Source organism: Streptomyces sp. NPDC007157, assembly GCF_040634235.1.
Classification (GTDB): Bacteria; Actinomycetota; Actinomycetes; order Streptomycetales; family Streptomycetaceae; genus Streptomyces.
Genome location: NZ_JBEYFE010000015.1, coordinates 98,165 through 113,935 on the forward strand (window position 1 = coordinate 98,165; position 15,771 = coordinate 113,935).

Annotated in this window: 13 protein-coding genes; 8 read left to right on the forward strand and 5 right to left on the reverse strand. The window is 71.4% G+C overall.

Annotation, left to right across the window (positions count from 1 at the left end):
- Positions 1 to 41: 41 nt before the first annotated feature.
- On the forward strand, positions 42 to 380 hold the full coding sequence (locus tag ABZ642_RS26290; RefSeq protein ID WP_360488825.1) for a helix-turn-helix domain-containing protein: 339 nt from the start codon (positions 42 to 44) through the stop codon (positions 378 to 380).
- A gap of 240 nt (positions 381 to 620) precedes the next feature.
- Complete coding sequence (locus tag ABZ642_RS26295) at positions 621 to 2,087, forward strand: WGR domain-containing protein (RefSeq protein WP_360488827.1); 1,467 nt, start codon at positions 621 to 623, stop codon at positions 2,085 to 2,087.
- Between the two features lie 213 nt (positions 2,088 to 2,300).
- On the opposite strand, the gene ABZ642_RS26300 is transcribed toward ABZ642_RS26295, so the two are convergent.
- The 4 genes from ABZ642_RS26300 to ABZ642_RS26315 all read right to left on the reverse strand — a co-directional run bounded on the left by ABZ642_RS26300 (position 2,301) and on the right by ABZ642_RS26315 (position 5,700).
- A complete protein-coding gene (locus ABZ642_RS26300) occupies positions 2,301 to 4,016 on the reverse strand; it encodes a SpoIIE family protein phosphatase (protein WP_360488830.1) in 1,716 nt (571 codons plus the stop codon).
- A gap of 240 nt (positions 4,017 to 4,256) precedes the next feature.
- Positions 4,257 to 4,739 carry a DUF5994 family protein gene (locus tag ABZ642_RS26305; RefSeq protein WP_360488833.1) on the reverse strand — a complete coding sequence of 161 codons (483 nt, stop codon included), beginning with the start codon at positions 4,737 to 4,739 and terminating at the stop codon, positions 4,257 to 4,259.
- A gap of 214 nt (positions 4,740 to 4,953) precedes the next feature.
- On the reverse strand, positions 4,954 to 5,238 hold the full coding sequence (locus tag ABZ642_RS26310; RefSeq protein WP_360488836.1) for a hypothetical protein: 285 nt from the start codon (positions 5,236 to 5,238) through the stop codon (positions 4,954 to 4,956).
- A 117-nt stretch (positions 5,239 to 5,355) separates the two neighbouring features.
- Positions 5,356 to 5,700: a hypothetical protein gene (locus ABZ642_RS26315; protein WP_360488839.1), complete on the reverse strand. Its 345-nt coding sequence runs from the start codon at positions 5,698 to 5,700 to the stop codon at positions 5,356 to 5,358.
- Positions 5,701 to 6,087: 387 nt separating this feature from the next.
- On the opposite strand from ABZ642_RS26315, the gene ABZ642_RS26320 reads away from it, so the two are divergent.
- The 6 genes from ABZ642_RS26320 (at position 6,088) to ABZ642_RS26345 (ending at position 13,425) form a co-directional block, all read left to right on the forward strand.
- The gene (locus ABZ642_RS26320) at positions 6,088 to 7,098 is read left to right on the forward strand and encodes an acyl-CoA desaturase (RefSeq protein WP_360488842.1); all 1,011 of its coding nucleotides are present in this window, start codon (positions 6,088 to 6,090) and stop codon (positions 7,096 to 7,098) included.
- Between the two features lie 41 nt (positions 7,099 to 7,139).
- The gene (locus ABZ642_RS26325; protein ID WP_360488845.1) at positions 7,140 to 7,568 is read left to right on the forward strand and encodes a DUF5994 family protein; all 429 of its coding nucleotides are present in this window, start codon (positions 7,140 to 7,142) and stop codon (positions 7,566 to 7,568) included.
- Between the two features lie 247 nt (positions 7,569 to 7,815).
- Positions 7,816 to 9,141 (forward strand): extracellular solute-binding protein, encoded by a 1,326-nt coding sequence (locus tag ABZ642_RS26330; RefSeq protein WP_360488848.1) that lies wholly within the window; start codon positions 7,816 to 7,818, stop codon positions 9,139 to 9,141.
- A gap of 53 nt (positions 9,142 to 9,194) precedes the next feature.
- Positions 9,195 to 10,046, forward strand: a complete 852-nt coding sequence (locus ABZ642_RS26335; RefSeq protein ID WP_360488993.1) for a sugar ABC transporter permease — start codon at positions 9,195 to 9,197, stop codon at positions 10,044 to 10,046.
- On the forward strand, positions 10,043 to 10,963 hold the full coding sequence (locus tag ABZ642_RS26340) for a carbohydrate ABC transporter permease (RefSeq protein WP_360488851.1): 921 nt from the start codon (positions 10,043 to 10,045) through the stop codon (positions 10,961 to 10,963). Before ABZ642_RS26335 ends, ABZ642_RS26340 begins: the two co-directional genes overlap by 4 nt.
- Positions 10,964 to 11,070: 107 nt before the next feature.
- Entirely contained in the window at positions 11,071 to 13,425 is a 2,355-nt protein-coding gene (locus tag ABZ642_RS26345; RefSeq protein WP_360488854.1) for a glycoside hydrolase family 3 N-terminal domain-containing protein, read from the forward strand.
- Positions 13,426 to 13,488: 63 nt separating this feature from the next.
- Here the strand turns inward: ABZ642_RS26345 and ABZ642_RS26350 are convergent, their stop codons facing one another.
- Positions 13,489 to 15,630, reverse strand: a complete 2,142-nt coding sequence (locus tag ABZ642_RS26350) for an RICIN domain-containing protein (protein WP_360488994.1) — start codon at positions 15,628 to 15,630, stop codon at positions 13,489 to 13,491.
- Between the last annotated feature and the right edge of the window lie 141 nt (positions 15,631 to 15,771).

Sequence of the window (15,771 nt, forward strand, 5' to 3'; positions counted from 1 at the left end):
TTGAATTCGCGGAGTCCGTGGCCCGTGACGTTTCTTGATCGTTGCGGTACGACGTGGTCCTGCCGTACGCGCATGGTGGCGGGCTGACGCTCAGGCAGCAGGAGGAGCTGGAGCGGGTGCGCTTTGAGGCGACCGAGCGGTTCGCTCGTGGTGAGAAGACCGAGGCCGTCGCAAGGAAGCTTCGGGTGACGCCGCGGTCGGTGCGACGTCGGCGGCGGGAGTGGGGGGATGGCGGTGCGGACGCTCTGCGCTCGAAGGGGCCGGCCTCGGTGGAGCGGCTGAGCCCCAGCCAGTGGGATTGGCTGGAGCGGGAGTTGCAGCAGGGCCCGCTCGTGCACGGCTGGGACGACGAGTACCGTGCGGTCCGGCTCACTCAGTGACGGAGCCGCCGCGCCCCCGAACCAGGGGCCGCGACGGTACACGCCGACGGCGATCACAGCGGCGACGGTGCGAGCGTCGGCGCGCTCCCACCCGCCCCGATCCCGCACCCGGGCCCGGCGCGAGGAGGACCCGCATCACCGGATCCGGCCGGGAGCGTCGATGTCAGTGGTGGCCACTAGTTTGGAGTCGCTGGAGGTCGGCCGCACCGGCCGAACCGGACCTTTGGGGAGGGGTGGGCTGTGTCCGCTGCGCAGACACGACAGTCGGGGAACACGACGTATCTGGAGCTGTCCCAGGAGAGCGGCGGTGCCCACAAGTTCTATGAGGTGACCGTCCAGGGGACCACTGTCTCCGTGCGGTACGGACGGATCGGCGTGGACGGGCAGCGCCAGACCTCCACCTTTCCGACCGTCGACAAGGCGGAGACAGCGGCGGCGAAGAAGATAGCCGAGAAGGTGCGGAAGGGATACGCGCCCGCCGTTCAGGGGCAGCGCGCAGCCCGCCCGGTGACGCGCCGTCAGGTGACCTCCGCCCCGTCCACGGCACGGGCGACGGCGCCGGTCCTGTGGCGGTTCTCCACGGGCGCCTCCGCGTTCGGTATCCACGTGGACGAGGACCGCTGCTGGGTCGGCAACCAGCACGGCAGCGTCTACAACTTGAGCCATGACGGCGAGGTGCTGGCTCACTACTCCCTGCCTGACGGTGTGAAGTGCCTGGTGGCGGACGACTTCTGGATCTACGCGGGCTGTGACGACGGCCGGGTGTACGACCTCTCGGCGAAGGTGCCGTTCGCCGCGTACGAGATAGCGGCAGAGGTGGACATCTTCTGGCTGGACATCCACGCCGGCGTGCTGAACGTCTCCGACCGCAACGGCGGTCTGACGGTCATCGACCACGAGGACGAACTTCAGTGGTCACGCAACTCGTCCGGGGAACACGGGTGGATGGTGCGGGCCGACGACCGCGCCGTGTACCACGGGCACAGCCGCGGTGTGACCGCCTACGCGGCGGACGGCACCAGCCAGCTCTGGCACACCGCGACCAGCGGCAACGTGCTCTTCGGATGGCAGGAGGAGAACGCGGTCTACGCCGGGACGGGACGCCGGGTCGTCCAGCGGCTCGCCAAGTCCTCCGGGCGGATCGAGGCCTCCTACCAGTGCGATGCCGCGGTCTACTCGTGTGCCACGTCCCCCGGCGGACGGTATGTCTTCGCGGGCGACTCCGCTTCCTCCGTCTACTGCTTCACCGCCGATGGCGCCCGGCTGTGGAAGCTCGGCACGGGTGGCGGCTCGGCGCTCTCCATGCAGTACCACGACGAAAGGCTGTACATCGTCTCCACCGACGGCTCGCTCGCCTGCATCGACGCGAGCGAGGCCGCGATCAACGCTGCTCAGTCGGGCACCGTCCCGGTCGCCGCGGACATCAAGCTGGCGGCTGCCCTGCCGACGTACGCACCCCTGACCACCGCCGCCTCCGTCGCCACGGTCAGTGCTGTCCCCGCGGCGGGGAGCGGAGTCGTCGTGGAGTGCTTCGACCAAGGAGGCCGGGTCCGCGTGCGGGTGCTCTCCGAGGGCTATGAACCGGATTGGAACGTCCAGTTCCCGCGTGCGATACGTCAGCCCGGCGCACGCTATGTGGTGGATGCGTTGCACTCCTCCTCGGGTGGCTTCTACCGAGTGCGCGGCGAGATCAGACGTCTGGTGTGACCGGCGCCATCGCCGGCCACCGCGCAGCCTGATGCCGCTGGTCGGCGGCGACAGAGCGGGGAGTACGCGTCCCGGACGGAGGTGCGGGTCCGGGGGGAGTGCGGGTCCGGGCCGGCCGTCCTTGAGTCGTCCTTGGCGCCTTCTCGGGGCCTGGGAACCCCGCCCCGGCCCCCTTGCCCCTGCTCCTGCTCCTGCCCTGTGCTCCTGCTCCTGTCACAGAGTCGGCAGGCGCAGGGCGAGGAGGGCCACGTCGTCGGTGCTGCCGGGCGGCATGCGGGCGAGCAGTTGGTCGCACAGCGTGTCCAGCGGTGCCTGGGCGAGTGCGAGAGCGTGGCGGCGCAGCCCGCCCAGGCCGGTGCTGAGGTCGCTGCCGGGGACCTCGACCAGCCCGTCGGTGTAGAGCAGCAGCGTGGATCCCGGCGGCAGGGACTCCGTGGCGTCGGGTCGGCTCGCTTCGCTGCCCAGGCGGGCGCCGAGGAGGATTCCCTGTCCGGCCTCCAGGTAGCGCGCGTGTCCGCCCGGGGTGAGGAGGAGGGGCGGCGGATGTCCGGCGCTGGTCCAGCGCAGTGTCCACGGCCCGGTGTCCGGGTGGCCTTCGACCCGGGCGAGGACGAGGGTGGCCATGGAGACGGTGGAGATGGCGGACATGGCGTCGTCGAGACGGTCGACGACGGCGCTCGGCGGCCCGGTGTGGTCCCAGGCCAGTGAGCGCAGGATGCCGTGCAATTGAGCCATCCCGGCCGCCGCGGTCAGGTCGTGGCCGACGACGTCGCCGATGACCACCGCGAGCGTGCCGTCCTTCAACTCGAACGCGTCGTACCAGTCACCGCCGACCTGGGAGCCGGCCGGGGCGGGCTGGTAGCGGGCGGCCAGCCGCAGGCGGCCGGGCTGGGGGAGCGGTGCGAGCAGGTTGCGCTGCATGGCCTCGGCGACGGCGCGCTGGCGGCCGAACCGCCGCGCGTTGTCGATGACCAGGCCGACCCGGCGGCCGATGTCGCTCACCACCGCCAGGTCGGCGGTGTCGAAGGGGTGTGCCGGGTCGGTGCGTACCAGCGTCAGGGCGCCGGTGATCTGGCGTCCGGAGCCCAGCGGCACCGTGATGACGGACCTCGCGCCCACCCTCCGCAGAAACCCGCTGTGCGCCGCGGCCAGGGGAGAGCCGGGCGGCCCTGCCGTCCGGGCCTCGTCCTGGAGTACGGGATCACCGCTGTTCAGCACGCGGACGAGAGGTGAGGGGTCCCCCTCCCCGGGATCGGGAAGCCGCTCGCGCTCGCCCTCCAGCGCGACATCCCGGCCCGTGGGACCGGTCACCGCCACGCGGTGGACCTGCCCGGAACGGGTCAGGAGGTCGACCGCCGCCCAGTCGGCCAGACGGGGAACCAGCAGGCGGCCCAGCCGGGCGAGGGCCTCGTCCGTCTCCAGGGTCTGGCCCAGTACGTCGGTGATCTCCGCGACCAGCGTCAGCCGCTCGTTGAGGTCCTCCAGGGCGCTCGTATAGGCCGCACGTTCCCGGCGCGCGCCGTGGTCGCCCGTGACGTCGGTGAACATCACGGCGATGCCCTTGAAGGAGCCGCCGTCCCTCAGGGGGGAAGCGGACCAGGAGATCGTGATCAGGCGGCCGTCGCCGCGCAGGTAGCTGGCGCCCTCCCCACGCGCGGCGGCCTCGTCGGCCACCGCCTGGAGCAGCGGGCACCGCTCCCGGAGGAGTGGGCGGCCGCCCGCGTCCCGGTGCAGCAGATCGTGGGCGTCCCTTCCGCGCATCTCGGTCTCGGCACGGCCCAGCAGCCGCTCGGCGGCCGGGTTGAGGGCGACGATCCGTCCGGCCGGATCCACCACCATCAGGGCGGTGCTCAGCTGGGCGACGACCTGTCGCCAGAAACCCGGCCCGGCCGCCGGCCCCGCCCGCCCCTCATCTCCCGCACCGGGCACCGCACCTGGACCACGCACCCTCGACCACGCACCCTCCAGCCGTCGCGGCCCCGCACTGGAGACCGCGGGCACGTCAGGGAAACCGACACACCAGTGTCCGATGGTCTCCCGGCCGGAGCCTGCCCGCACGGCCGACACGACGATCCGGTCCCGCACCTCCTGAGCGCCCGCCCCTCCGGACGTCCCCTGATGCCGCGGCATGACCGTCGCCGGTGTGTTCTCCCCGAGGCCGCTCCTCCGTCAGGGGCAGAGCAGGAGGGCCGCGGGGGCGCCGCCGATCTCGTGCTTCCCGGGCTCCGGGGTTGCGATGCGGGCTCGTTCCGCCGTCATGAGCATGGCCGCGGTCCTCGACGGGCCGGTGTCCGCACTCGCGGCGGCCATCAGCCGGGCGGCCGCGAGGGCGCCGGTTTCCGGGGGGATCACGAGGAGGTCCCAGCGGCCGGCGGTGTAGGACTGCAGCAGGATCTCGTGCGGATCCAGCTCGGAGGTGGACCAACCGACCTTCACCTCATGGCCGTTGGCGGACATCCTGGGTGGCAGGACCGGCCAGTGGCGGGGGTTGACCGCGATACGGGTGATCCGTCCCCACAGCGGATCCAGCACATCCGCCAAGGCGGGGAGCTCGCTCGGCAGGTCACGTGACCGGGGCCACCAGGCGCCGTCCAGGCCGGCGGCCCCTCGGGAACGGCTCTCGGACTTCAGCGCGAGGCGCGCGGTCGGCACCCTGAACGGACTGGACGGACCAGACGGAGCAGACGGACCAGACGAAGCAATGGGACTGGCGGGAACGGGTCGTGGAGAGACACGAGGCGTGCTGGCGGACATTGCGCGGACCCGTCTCCGGACCCTGCGCAAGGGCAGCCGCCCGGTGTCGTCGCTCACCGGGAACGGCACCGGCATCGGAGTCGGTGTGCGAAATGCTCCCGGTGACTCAACGCTACTCCGCGGCGGCTTCGGCCGGGCCGTTCCCGGACGCCGTCCCACCTCCGCCGGCGGCCCGCTGCCCGGACCGGCTGGTTTCGAGCCAGGACCGTGCGGGTTCTGCCGCGCGGGTGGTGTCCACGGTGAGGTCCAGGAGGGTTCCTCCGTCGGGGCCCGCGGGATAGCTGCGCTGCTCCGTGGCGGCGAAGCAGTGGCGCAGTACCTCCGCCACCCTGCGGGCGACCTCGGGCGAGGCGGCGACGATACGGACCGCGGCATGCCCGTCCGAGGGTGTTTGCATGGACTGCACGGCGACCTCGGAGTTCGGTGTCCCGGTATGAGAGGGACTCGGACTGGATCTTCCACTCTACTCCGGCGTGTCCCGCGGCCCCACGGGTGACCGACGGAGTCCCAGGCCCTAGGTCCGCAGCAGCCGTTGGGTGATCTCCCGGTACTGCCTCAGAGCGTCCCGGAGTTCGGCGGAGTCCGTCTCGGGCGCGTGGTCGTGCCAGCCCGCGCGCAGGACCTGCCGCAGCTCCGCAAGGGCCTTCGTGAGCTGGGCGGCGGCTTCGTCGAAGGCGCCCTCGGCCTCCTCCAGTGCCTCGCGCGGGGTGTCCGCGAAGGTGTTGACGGCGTGTCCGAGGCGGCGCACGATCTCGTCCCGTTCTTCCGGGGGGAGCAGCGGCTCCGGGCCCGTGGTGCGGCGTCCGTCGGGGCCCGGGGGCCGGCCTGCGGGCTGCTGGGCGCGTGTCTGGTCGTACATCGTCGTGTGTACCGCTTCCGTTGCGATGGGGGGCACCGTCTGGAGACGCCCTTCGCGTCACCTTCTCGACGGCCTGCTCCAGGCTTCCGGGGACCCGGTCGACCCTGCCCTTCATGGCCCGGCCCTCGGTCGTCCTGCCAGTCAATGTCCGGCGACGACCGGTGTCAACGCGATGCCGCCCCGGGCGCGTCCCGGCGGTGGCCGTCGGTCGACGCACTCCCGGCATCCCGCGCAGACGGAGTACGGGGGAGTACGTTGGGGGGAGCGAGGGTGTGTCGTGCCTACCGTCAGGTCGTTTCCAGCACACCACCCATCCCCCAGGGGCAGTCCGTGACCCCGGCCGCACCTTCTTCCCGGCGGCCTTCGCCCAGGTCAAGGAGCCCCACCATGCCATCCACCCCGATAGCCCCCACCACTCCTGTCACGCCGAGTCCGCCGGACGCCGCCGCGCCGCCCCGGGCCTACGACGGCGTCTCGCCCTTCCCGCCGGACGGACCGGCGCCCGCGCGCGACGGCGGGGAGCGGCTGTACGTGACCGTGACGGCGGTGATCGTCGTCCTGCCGTTCGTGGCTCTCGGCCTGGTCGGCTGGCTGCTGTGGGGCCGTCTCGTCCACCCCGTCGACATCCTGCTCGCGGCCGTCTTCTACACGGTCACCGGCCTGGGCGTCACGGTCGGCTTCCACCGCGGTCTCACCCACGGCAGCTACCGTGCGACACGTCCCGTGCGCGTCGCGCTCGCGGTGGCCGGTTCGATGAGCTTCCAGGGCGACGTCATCGGCTGGGTCGCCACCCACCGCCGCCATCACGCCTTCACCGACCGGCCCGGCGACCCGCACTCCCCGTACCGCTACGGCACACACCTGCGCGGCCAGCTGCGCGGGCTCCTGCACGCCCACATCGGCTGGCTGTTCCGCAACGACCGGACTCCCGCCGACCGTTACGCCCCGGACCTGCTCGCCGACCCCGACATCCGGGCCGTCTCGCGCGCCTTCCCGCTGCTGTGCGTCCTCACCCTGGCCCTGCCGTTCGGGGCGGGCTGGGCCATCGGCGGCAGCTGGGTGTACGGCCTGACCGCCCTGCTGTGGGCGGGACTTGTCCGTATCGCGCTGCTCCACCATGTCACCTGGAGCGTCAACTCCCTGTGCCACATGATCGGGGAACGCCCCTTTAGGACGCGTCGCCACGACCGCGCCACCAACCTGTGGCCGCTCGCCCTGCTCTCCTTCGGGGAGAGCTGGCACAACCTCCACCATGCCGACCCGACCAGCGCCCGGCACGGCGTCGACCGCGGCCAGATCGACCCGTCGGCCGCCGTCATCCGCCTCCTGGAACGCCTCGGCTGGGTGTACGACGTGCGCTGGCCGACTCCGGACCGGGTCGCCGCGCGTCGCGCCTGACGTCAACCACGCATCCACCTGAGCCAGTTGGCAGGAGTCTCATGACCACCGCGCTGCAGCCCGCACTTCCCGCTCACCCCGTCCTTCGCCTGCACCTGGCGCCCCACGGCGACCTGCCCCGGCCCATCGACGGAGCATGGTGGCCGCGCTCCTACGACCTGCTCGTGGAACTCCCGCGTCTGCTGGCCGGGTTGCCGCGCGACTGGGGCCAGATCACCAGCGCCACCGTCAACGGGGCGGTGTGGTCGGCGACGCCCGGCCGGATACTCGTCTCCAACCAGGTCGTACGACTGCGCAGATCCCTGGCGGCGAACGCCCCGCACACCGTCGTCCTGCTCGCTCCCGGCCGCGGCCGCTGGGACCTCGTGGTCGTGCCTCCGGACACCGCCGAGGACGCCGCGGAATCGCTCATGGCGGCCGCGACGGGTGACCTCGAAGTCGGCCTCGGGGACGAACTCGGGGAACGCTGACCCGGGCGCCGCGCCACCGCGTCTCCCGCCACTTGCCTCGGTTCGCGAAAATGTTTCGTAACCGAGGCATTTCCCTCGCTTGTCCCTGCCGTGAATCACGTGTCAGTGTCCCGGCCAGCAGGCAGGCCGTCGGCAACGTGACGTACGAAAGCCTTTCGTACGAGTCCGTACGAGTCCGTGCGACTCCGCACGAGTCTCCGGTCTGCCTCGCTCACCGACGGTATGGGGAAACAAGAGAGGCACGACCATGCGGAGAACACCGGTCACCGGACATCTCGAAAGCCCGCGCATTCGTCGCGTCGTGGCGTCCGCCGTCGCCCTGGCGGCGGCCATGACCCTTGCCGGGTGCGGGACTTCGGGGCCGTCGACGTCCTCGTCGGCGAAGGGCCTGACGATGTGGGCGCTCAACGACCAGACGATCCTCAAGGAGTCCGTCGACGCCTACAACAAGGACCACCCGGACGCGCAGATCACCCTGCGGCTCTTCGCGAACGACGACTACAAGCAGAAGCTGCGGGTGGCCTTCGGCGCGAACCAGGCCCCGGACATCTTCTTCAGCTGGGGCGGCGGAGCGCTCGACGACTACGTCAAGGCCGGCAAGGTCGACGTGCTGACGCAGGCCCAGGCGAACACGGACCGGTACACGCCGAGTGTGATGCAGAGCGCCACCTTCGACGGCAAGGTCTACGGCGTCCCCGCCAACGGCCTCGCCCCGGTCGTCCTCTACTACAACAAGAAGGTGCTGGCCGACGCGGGCGTCCAGCCGCCGAAGACGTACGCCGACCTGCTGGCGGCCGTGAAGAAGCTCAAGGGCAAGGGCGTGACCCCGCTCTCCCTCGCCGCGAACTCCAAGTGGCCGACGCTGATGTACCTGGAGTACCTGCTCGACCGGCAGGGCGGCTCCGACGTCTTCACGAAGATCGCCTCAGGTGACTCCGCGGGGTGGCAGGACGCATCGGTCACCAAGGCCAACCAGTACCTCCAGGACCTGGCGAAGGCCGGTGCCTTCGGCGGCAACGCCTCCTCCGTCAACTACGACCAGGGCGCCTCCACGGCCCTCCTCTACACCGGCAAGGCGGCGATGGAGGTGATGGGCACCTGGGAGTACGCCAACATAGCCAAGGCCGCACCGGACTTCCTGAAGAAGGGCGACCTCGGCTACACCGCCTTCCCGTCGCTGTCCGGCGGTGCCGGCGACCCGAAGAGCATCGTCGGCAACCCCTCGAACTTCCTGTCCCTGAACTCCTCGTCGAAGAACAAGTCGGCCGCCCTGACCTACCTCAAGGACTACGTCCTGGACGGCTCCCAGGTCGACGCCTATCTCGCCGCCGGCAGTGTGCCGCCGGTCAAGGGCCTGGAGTCGAAGCTGGCCGCGGTGAAGTCGTCGTCCGACAAGCAGTGGCTGACGTTCGTCTACGACCTGGTGCAGAACGCGCCGGGCTTCCAGCTCTCCTGGGACCAGGCACTGCCGTCCGACCAGGCGGACCCGCTGCTGACCAACACCGACAAGTCGTTCCTGCGGCAGATCTCGCCCGCCGAGTTCGGTACGAACATGAGCAAGGCGGGGTCGTGACCACCGCTGTCGCCGCGGGCCGTAAGGCGGGCCGCCGTTCGAGCGGCCTCCTCATGGCCGCCCCCGCCCTTCTCCTGTTCGGCCTGTTCGGTCTGGTCCCCCTCGTCGGCGTGCTGGCGCTCAGCCTCGCCGACTGGGACGGTCTCGGCTCCATCGGCTGGGCCGGCTTCGCCAACTGGGGCGACGTCCTGACCGACGGCGCGACCTGGCAGGCGCTGGGACTCACCGTCAAGGTGATGGTGGTGAGCTGGCTGGTCCAGACGCCGGTCGCGCTGGCCCTCGGCGTCTTCCAGGCGCCGCGGGGGAAGGTGCGGGCGCTGTTCGCCGTGCTGTTCTTCCTGCCGCTGCTGCTGTCCGCGGTGGCGATCGGCCTGACCTGGCAGGCGCTGCTCGACCCGTCCTTCGGCATCGGCGCCACGCCCGGCCTGCACTGGCTGGCGAAGCCGCTGCTCGGCTCGCCCGACCTGGCCCTGTACACGGTGATCTTCGTGATCGCCTGGCAGTTCGTACCGTTCCACGCGCTGCTCTACCAGGCCGGGATACGGCAGATCCCCACCGCGCTGTACGAGGCCGCCGCCCTCGACGGCGCGGGGCCGGCGGCCCGCTTCCGGCACATCACCCTGCCGCAGCTGAAGTACACGATGGTCACCTCCAGCACCCTGATGCTCGTCGGCTCGCTGACCTACTTCGACCTGATCTTCGTGCTGTCCGGCGGAACCGGCGGCCCCGGCACCGCCACCCGGGTCCTTCCCCTCGCCATGTACATCACCGGATTCCAGACCCATGACATGGGCCGGGCCAGCGCCGTCGCCACCCTCCTGGTGGTCTTCGGTCTCGGCCTGTCGCTGCTGACCACCCGGCTGTCCGGCTTCACCCGGATGGACAGCCGGCAGGAGGGCATGTGAGCACCACCGTGACCAAGGCCCGCGCCGCCACCGCACCGGACGACCTCCCCGCCCGGGGCACGGCGACCCCCGGCCCGGTACGGCCCAACCCCGTGCCCGGCATCCTCCGCCGCGCCCTCAGCGGCAGCGCCACCCTCGTGTGGACGGCGATCGTCGTCGTACCCGTCTACTGGCTCGTCGTCACCAGTCTGCGCGCCCGCGCCGACTTCACCACCGACAGCCCCCTGGCACTCCCCGCCCACCCGACGTTCGACAACTACCGGGCCGTACTGGACGGCGACTTCACCACCTACCTGCTCAACAGCGTGGTCGTCACCGCCGGGACGGTGGTGCTCGCGGTCGCCTTCGCCCTGATGGCCGCGTTCGCGATCGTCCGGGGCGCCGGCAGCCGGCTGTCCAGGCTGTCGTTCCGGCTGTTCCTGCTGGGCCTGGCGATCCCGTTGCAGGCCGTGATCATCCCCGTGTACCTGCTGATCATCAGGATGCGGCTCTACGACAGCCTGCTCGCGATCGTCCTTCCCTCGGCCGCGTTCGCGCTGCCGATCACCGTGATGATCCTGGTGAGCTTCCTGCGTGACGTGCCCCGCTCGCTGTTCGAGGCCATGATCGTCGACGGTGCCGGCGACTGGCGCATGCTCTGGTCGCTGGCGGCGCCGCTGGCCCGCCCCGCCCTGATGACGGTCGCCGTGTACGACGGACTCCAGGTCTGGAACGGCTTCCTCTTCCCGCTCATCCTCACCCAGAGCGGCGACAAGGCCGTACTGCCGCTGGCGCTGACCCTCTACAAGGGCCAGTTCGGCATCGACGTACCGGCCACCATGGCCGCGGTGGTGCTCTCCACCCTCCCGATGCTCGCGCTGTTCATCCTCGCCCGGCGCCAGCTCGTCGCCGGCCTCACCGCCGGCTTCTCCAAATAACCACGTAGCCAAGCAGCCCACACCACCGGGCAGTTCATCCCGTACGACGGCCGGGCCCCGCGCCCGGCCCCGTCGGCATGCCCGCGCAACTCCCCGAGGAGTCGTGAATGACGACCACCATGCCCGACCACGGCGGCCTCCCCCAGGAGGAGGACGGCCGGCCCTGGACCGACCCCGCCCTCCCCGTCGCCGAACGGGTCGAGGCACTGCTCGCCCGGCTCACCCTCGCCGAGAAGGTCGCGCAGCTCAGCAGCGCCTGGGAGGACGTCGAACCGGCCGGACCCGAGGTGGCACCGGGCACCAGCATCTTCGACCGCGTCGGCGACCTCGCCGAGACCGCCCGGCACGGCCTGGGCCAGCTCACCCGCCCGTACGGCACCCTGCCCCGGCCCGCCCTGGAGCACTCCCGGGCACTGGCCGACCGCCAGCGGCAGGTCATCGCGCAGAGCAGACTCGGCATCCCGGCCATGGCGCACGACGAGTGCCTGACCGGGTTCACCGCCTACGGGGCGACGATCTACCCCACCTCCCTCGGCATGGCGGCCACCTTCGACCCGGAGCTGATCCGGCGGGTCGGCGCGGCCATCGGCGCCGACATGGCCGAGGCGGGGGTCCACCAGGGGCTCGCCCCGGTCGTCGACGTGATCCGGGACTACCGCTGGGGCCGCTGCGAGGAGACCTACGGCGAGGACCCCTACCTGGTCGGGGAGATGGGCGAGGCGTATGTCACCGGCCTGCAGGGCGCGGGCGTGTACGCCACCCTCAAGCACTTCGCCGGATACTCCGCGTCCATGGGCGGCCGCAACCACGCCCCCGTCCACGCCGGCCCCCGCGAACTCCACGACGTCATCCTGCCGCCGTTCGAACGCCTGGTCGCCGCCGGTGTCCGGTCGGTCATGAACTCGTACGCCGAGATCGACGGCGAGGCCCCCGCGGCCAGCCGCCGGCTGCTCACCGAAGTCCTCCGGGACGCCTGGGGGTTCGAGGGCACCGTCGTCTCCGACTACTGGTCGTTGCCCTTCCTGGTGAACGCCCACCGGGTGGCCGCCGACCTGCCCGGCGCCGGAGCCCTCGCCCTGCGCGCCGGGATGGACGTTGAACTTCCGGACCAGCGGGGCTTCGGCGACGCACTCGTGCACGCCGTGGAGCAGGGCGCGGTCGACGCGGAACTGGTCGACCGCTCGGTGCGCCGGGTCCTGCGGCAGAAGGTCGAACTCGGCCTGCTGGACGCGGACTTCGACCCACGGTCCGCCGCCCTGCGCGCGGGCGAGCTGGACCTCGACAAGCCGGGCAGCCGTGCGCTCGCCCTGGCCGTGGCCCGGTCGAGTGCCGTCCTGCTCTCGAACGACGGCACCCTGCCGCTCCCGTCCGGCGGCCGGATCGCGCTGATCGGCCCGTGCGCCGACGACGTCCGCACCATGTTCGGCTGCTACAGCTTCCCCAACCACGTCCTCGCCGGACGCGACGACCTGGGCAACGGTGTCGAGGCCGTCTCCCTCCGCACCGCGCTGACCGAGGAACTCCCGTCCGTGGCATGGGAGTTCGCGCAAGGGTGCCCGATCCGGGACGAGGACCGCTCCGGTGTGCCCGCCGCCGTGGCGGCCGCGGCCGCCGCCGACCTCACCGTCCTGGTGGTCGGCGACAAGGCGGGCATGTTCGGCATCGGCACCTCCGGCGAGGGCTGTGACGTGGAGGACCTCCGGCTGCCGGGCGTCCAGGAGGAGCTGGTCGAGGCGGTCCTGGCGACCGGGAAGCCCGTCGTGCTGGTCGTGAGCAGCGGAAGGCCCTACGCCGTGGGCCGGTTCGCGTCCGCCGCCGCGGCCATGGCGCAGGTGTTCCTGCCGGGCGAGGAGGGCGGCCGGGCGGTGGCCCAACTCCTCGCCGGGAAAGCGAACTTCAGCGGCAAACTGCCCGTGCAGATCCCCACCTCGCCCGGCGGTCAGCCGTACACCTATCTCCATCCGCCGCTCGGCGACCGGCAGAGCTTCCTGTCCAACCTCGACCCCACCCCCGCGTTCCCCTTCGGACACGGGCTGTCGTACACGACGTTCGAGATCGACCAGCTGTCCGTGGACCGTGAACAGGTGCCCACTGACGGGGAGTTCACGGTGCGGGCGCGGGTGCGGAACACGGGGGCGGTCGCGGGCGCCGAGACCGTCCAGCTGTACGCCGTCGACCCGGTCGCCCAGGTGACGCGGCCGGTGCGCGCGCTGCTGGCCTTCGCCAAGGTGGACCTCGAACCCGGCGAGGAGGCCACGGTCCGCTTCCACGTCCACACCGACCGGCTGGCCTTCACCGGACTGGCCGGCCACCGCGTCGTGGAGCCCGGCGAGATCCTGCTGGAGGCGGGCTCCTCCAGCCTGGACACCCCGGTACGGGCGGCCGTCCGGCTGGTGGGCGAGGAGCGGGACGCGACGGTGCTGCGGCAGCACGGGGTGCCGGTGAGCGTCGAGCGGGAGTAGCGACGGGTACGCGAAGGCGGCGCCACCGGTGGATGCGGTGGCGCCGCTTCTTCGGCTTCGCGACTAACTACGGCTCCACTGCTGGGTCGCGGTGCCCAGTCCCGTCCACAGCTCCACCTTCGAGCCGTTGGCCGTCCCCCAGTTGGTCACGTCGATGACCAGGCCGTCGGAGCGGTTGACGATGGTGCCGTCCACGCGGAACGCCCACTTCTGGCTGGACTTCCCGTTGCAGGCCCAGAGGATGAGCGTGGTGCCCGCGGTCGTACCGTCGCCGTTCGCGGCCAGGCAGTCGCCGGAGACGCGCAGTTCGCCGGCCGCGGTCTGGGTGATGGTCTGGTTGGCGTTGCCCGAGCAGTCGTAGATCTGGACCTGGACGCCCGTCGAGCCGTTCGGGACGTCGAGGCAGCGGCCGGAGTAGGCGCCCTTCAGGGTGAAGGTCGCGGCCGTGGGGAGCGGATCCTGGACCAGCTGCCAGTCCTGGGAGCCGTCGGTGGTCGCCGCCGCCACGGTGACGGAGCCGCCGGCGGTCGAACCGGTCATGTAGAGGCTGGAGTTGAGGACGGAGCGGAGCTTGTAGTAGCCGCTGGTCGACGACGCGACCTGGGTCCACTGTTTGTCGGTGGCGCCGTCGTCGACCCACTGGGCGAGCTTCTGCCCGGCCGTCGCGGTGCCGGTCCAGATGGCGACCGAGCGGCCCCCCGCCTTGTTGAGCAGGGTGACGTTGCCGCCCTTGGCGGTCAGGTGCCAGCGTTGCGTGGCGGCGGTGGAGTCGGCCGCGCCGAGGACGAGGTCGGGGGTGTTCCCCGTGAGGTTCGCGTCCTGGGTCTTGCCGGACGCGGTGGTGAGGACCTGGCCGGTCAGCCGGTTGACGAGGCTGTAGTAGGCGCCGTCGGAGCGGCCGAGGTCGACCTCGGCGTACTTCACGGGGCCGACGCTGGTGCCGCTCCAGGACGCCTGGAGGATCAGGACGCGTCCGGTGCCGTCGACGTACTGGAGAGTGCGGCTGTACCCGGCGGCGATCGGCGCCTTGTACTCCTTCCAGGTGCCGGTTGACAGCCCGGACTCGTTGACCCAGACGTCGCCGCTGCCTGCGGCGTTGTAGGCGATCCGGCCGTCCGGCATGGGCAGCAGCACCGGGCTGCCGCCGGTGGACAGGGCGGCCCCGCCCGAGGGCACGGGCAGTGCGGTGATCGCGGCGTCCGTGGCGGAGAAGAACTTCGTCGGGTCGTCGGAGATCCGGTAGCGGACGTTGGTCCCGCCGCCCCAGTACTCGTACGTCAGCAGCCACTTGCCGTCGGTCGTCGGGGAGATGGTCGTCATGCCCGGACGGCCCCCGCCGATCTCCGTCTTTCCACCGCCCATGCTCACCGTGGACCCCGGGACGTCCACGACCGGGCTGCTCCAGGCCGAGCCGCTGGTGCCGTCCCAGGTGCGGTGCAGAAGGACCTGGCCGCCGGAGTCGGTCGCGGTGTCGTTGGCCGTGTCGAGGGTCGGGGCGCCGGTGGTGGTGTTGTAGCCGGTGTAGTCGTCCTCGTCGGAGTAGTAGGCGATGAGCTGCCCGTTGTGGGCGAGCAGATGCGGCTCCCAGACGGGGTCGACCTGGGCGTGGGTGTTGGCGGTCGAGACCCGGCCGACGCTGCCCGCGCTGCCGCCCTGCCAGCCGCCGGCCGCGATGATGTTCTCGAAGCTCCAGGTCGCCCCGTCGTCCGTACTCGCGTAGAGAGCCAGCGCCACGTCCTTGCGGTCGCCGTCACTGGTCGGCGTCCACCCGGAGTTGGCGGCCTTCTGCTCCTCGTAGTAGTAGTCGTCGCCCGAGACGATGCTCGCGAGCAGCAGCGTGCCGGCGCTCAGGGAGCCGACGCTCTGCGGGAGGACGTACAGGTACGGGTTGGTCCAGTTGCTCGTGTACTTGGCGTACGCGGAGTCGGTGGAGAGGTAGGCGGGGGCCTTGACGTCGGCGAGCTTCGCCCACGTCGTGCCGTAGTCGTCGCTCTTGTAGACCGGCAGCGTCTGGCCCACCGGGGCGCTCTGGCTGTTCTCGAACGTGGCCACGAGCCGGCCGTCCGCCAGCTGGGCCGACTTCGGGTAGAGCACACAGGGGCTCTTGTTGCAGGCGGCGGTGTTGTCCGCCGTATACAGATTCGCGGGGCTCGGCTGATACGCCGACGCGGCCGTCGCGGAGGCGATGGCGACCGCCACGCCCATACAGAGGGCCGTCGCCGAAGCGAAGGCCTTTCGCGCCCAGGATCTAGTCAACGGCATTCCTTTGCCACGGGGGTGCGGGGGAGGAAGCCAGTATTCGTAGGCGGCACGGCACTGTCACCGGCACATTGCGAAAGGGTTTCG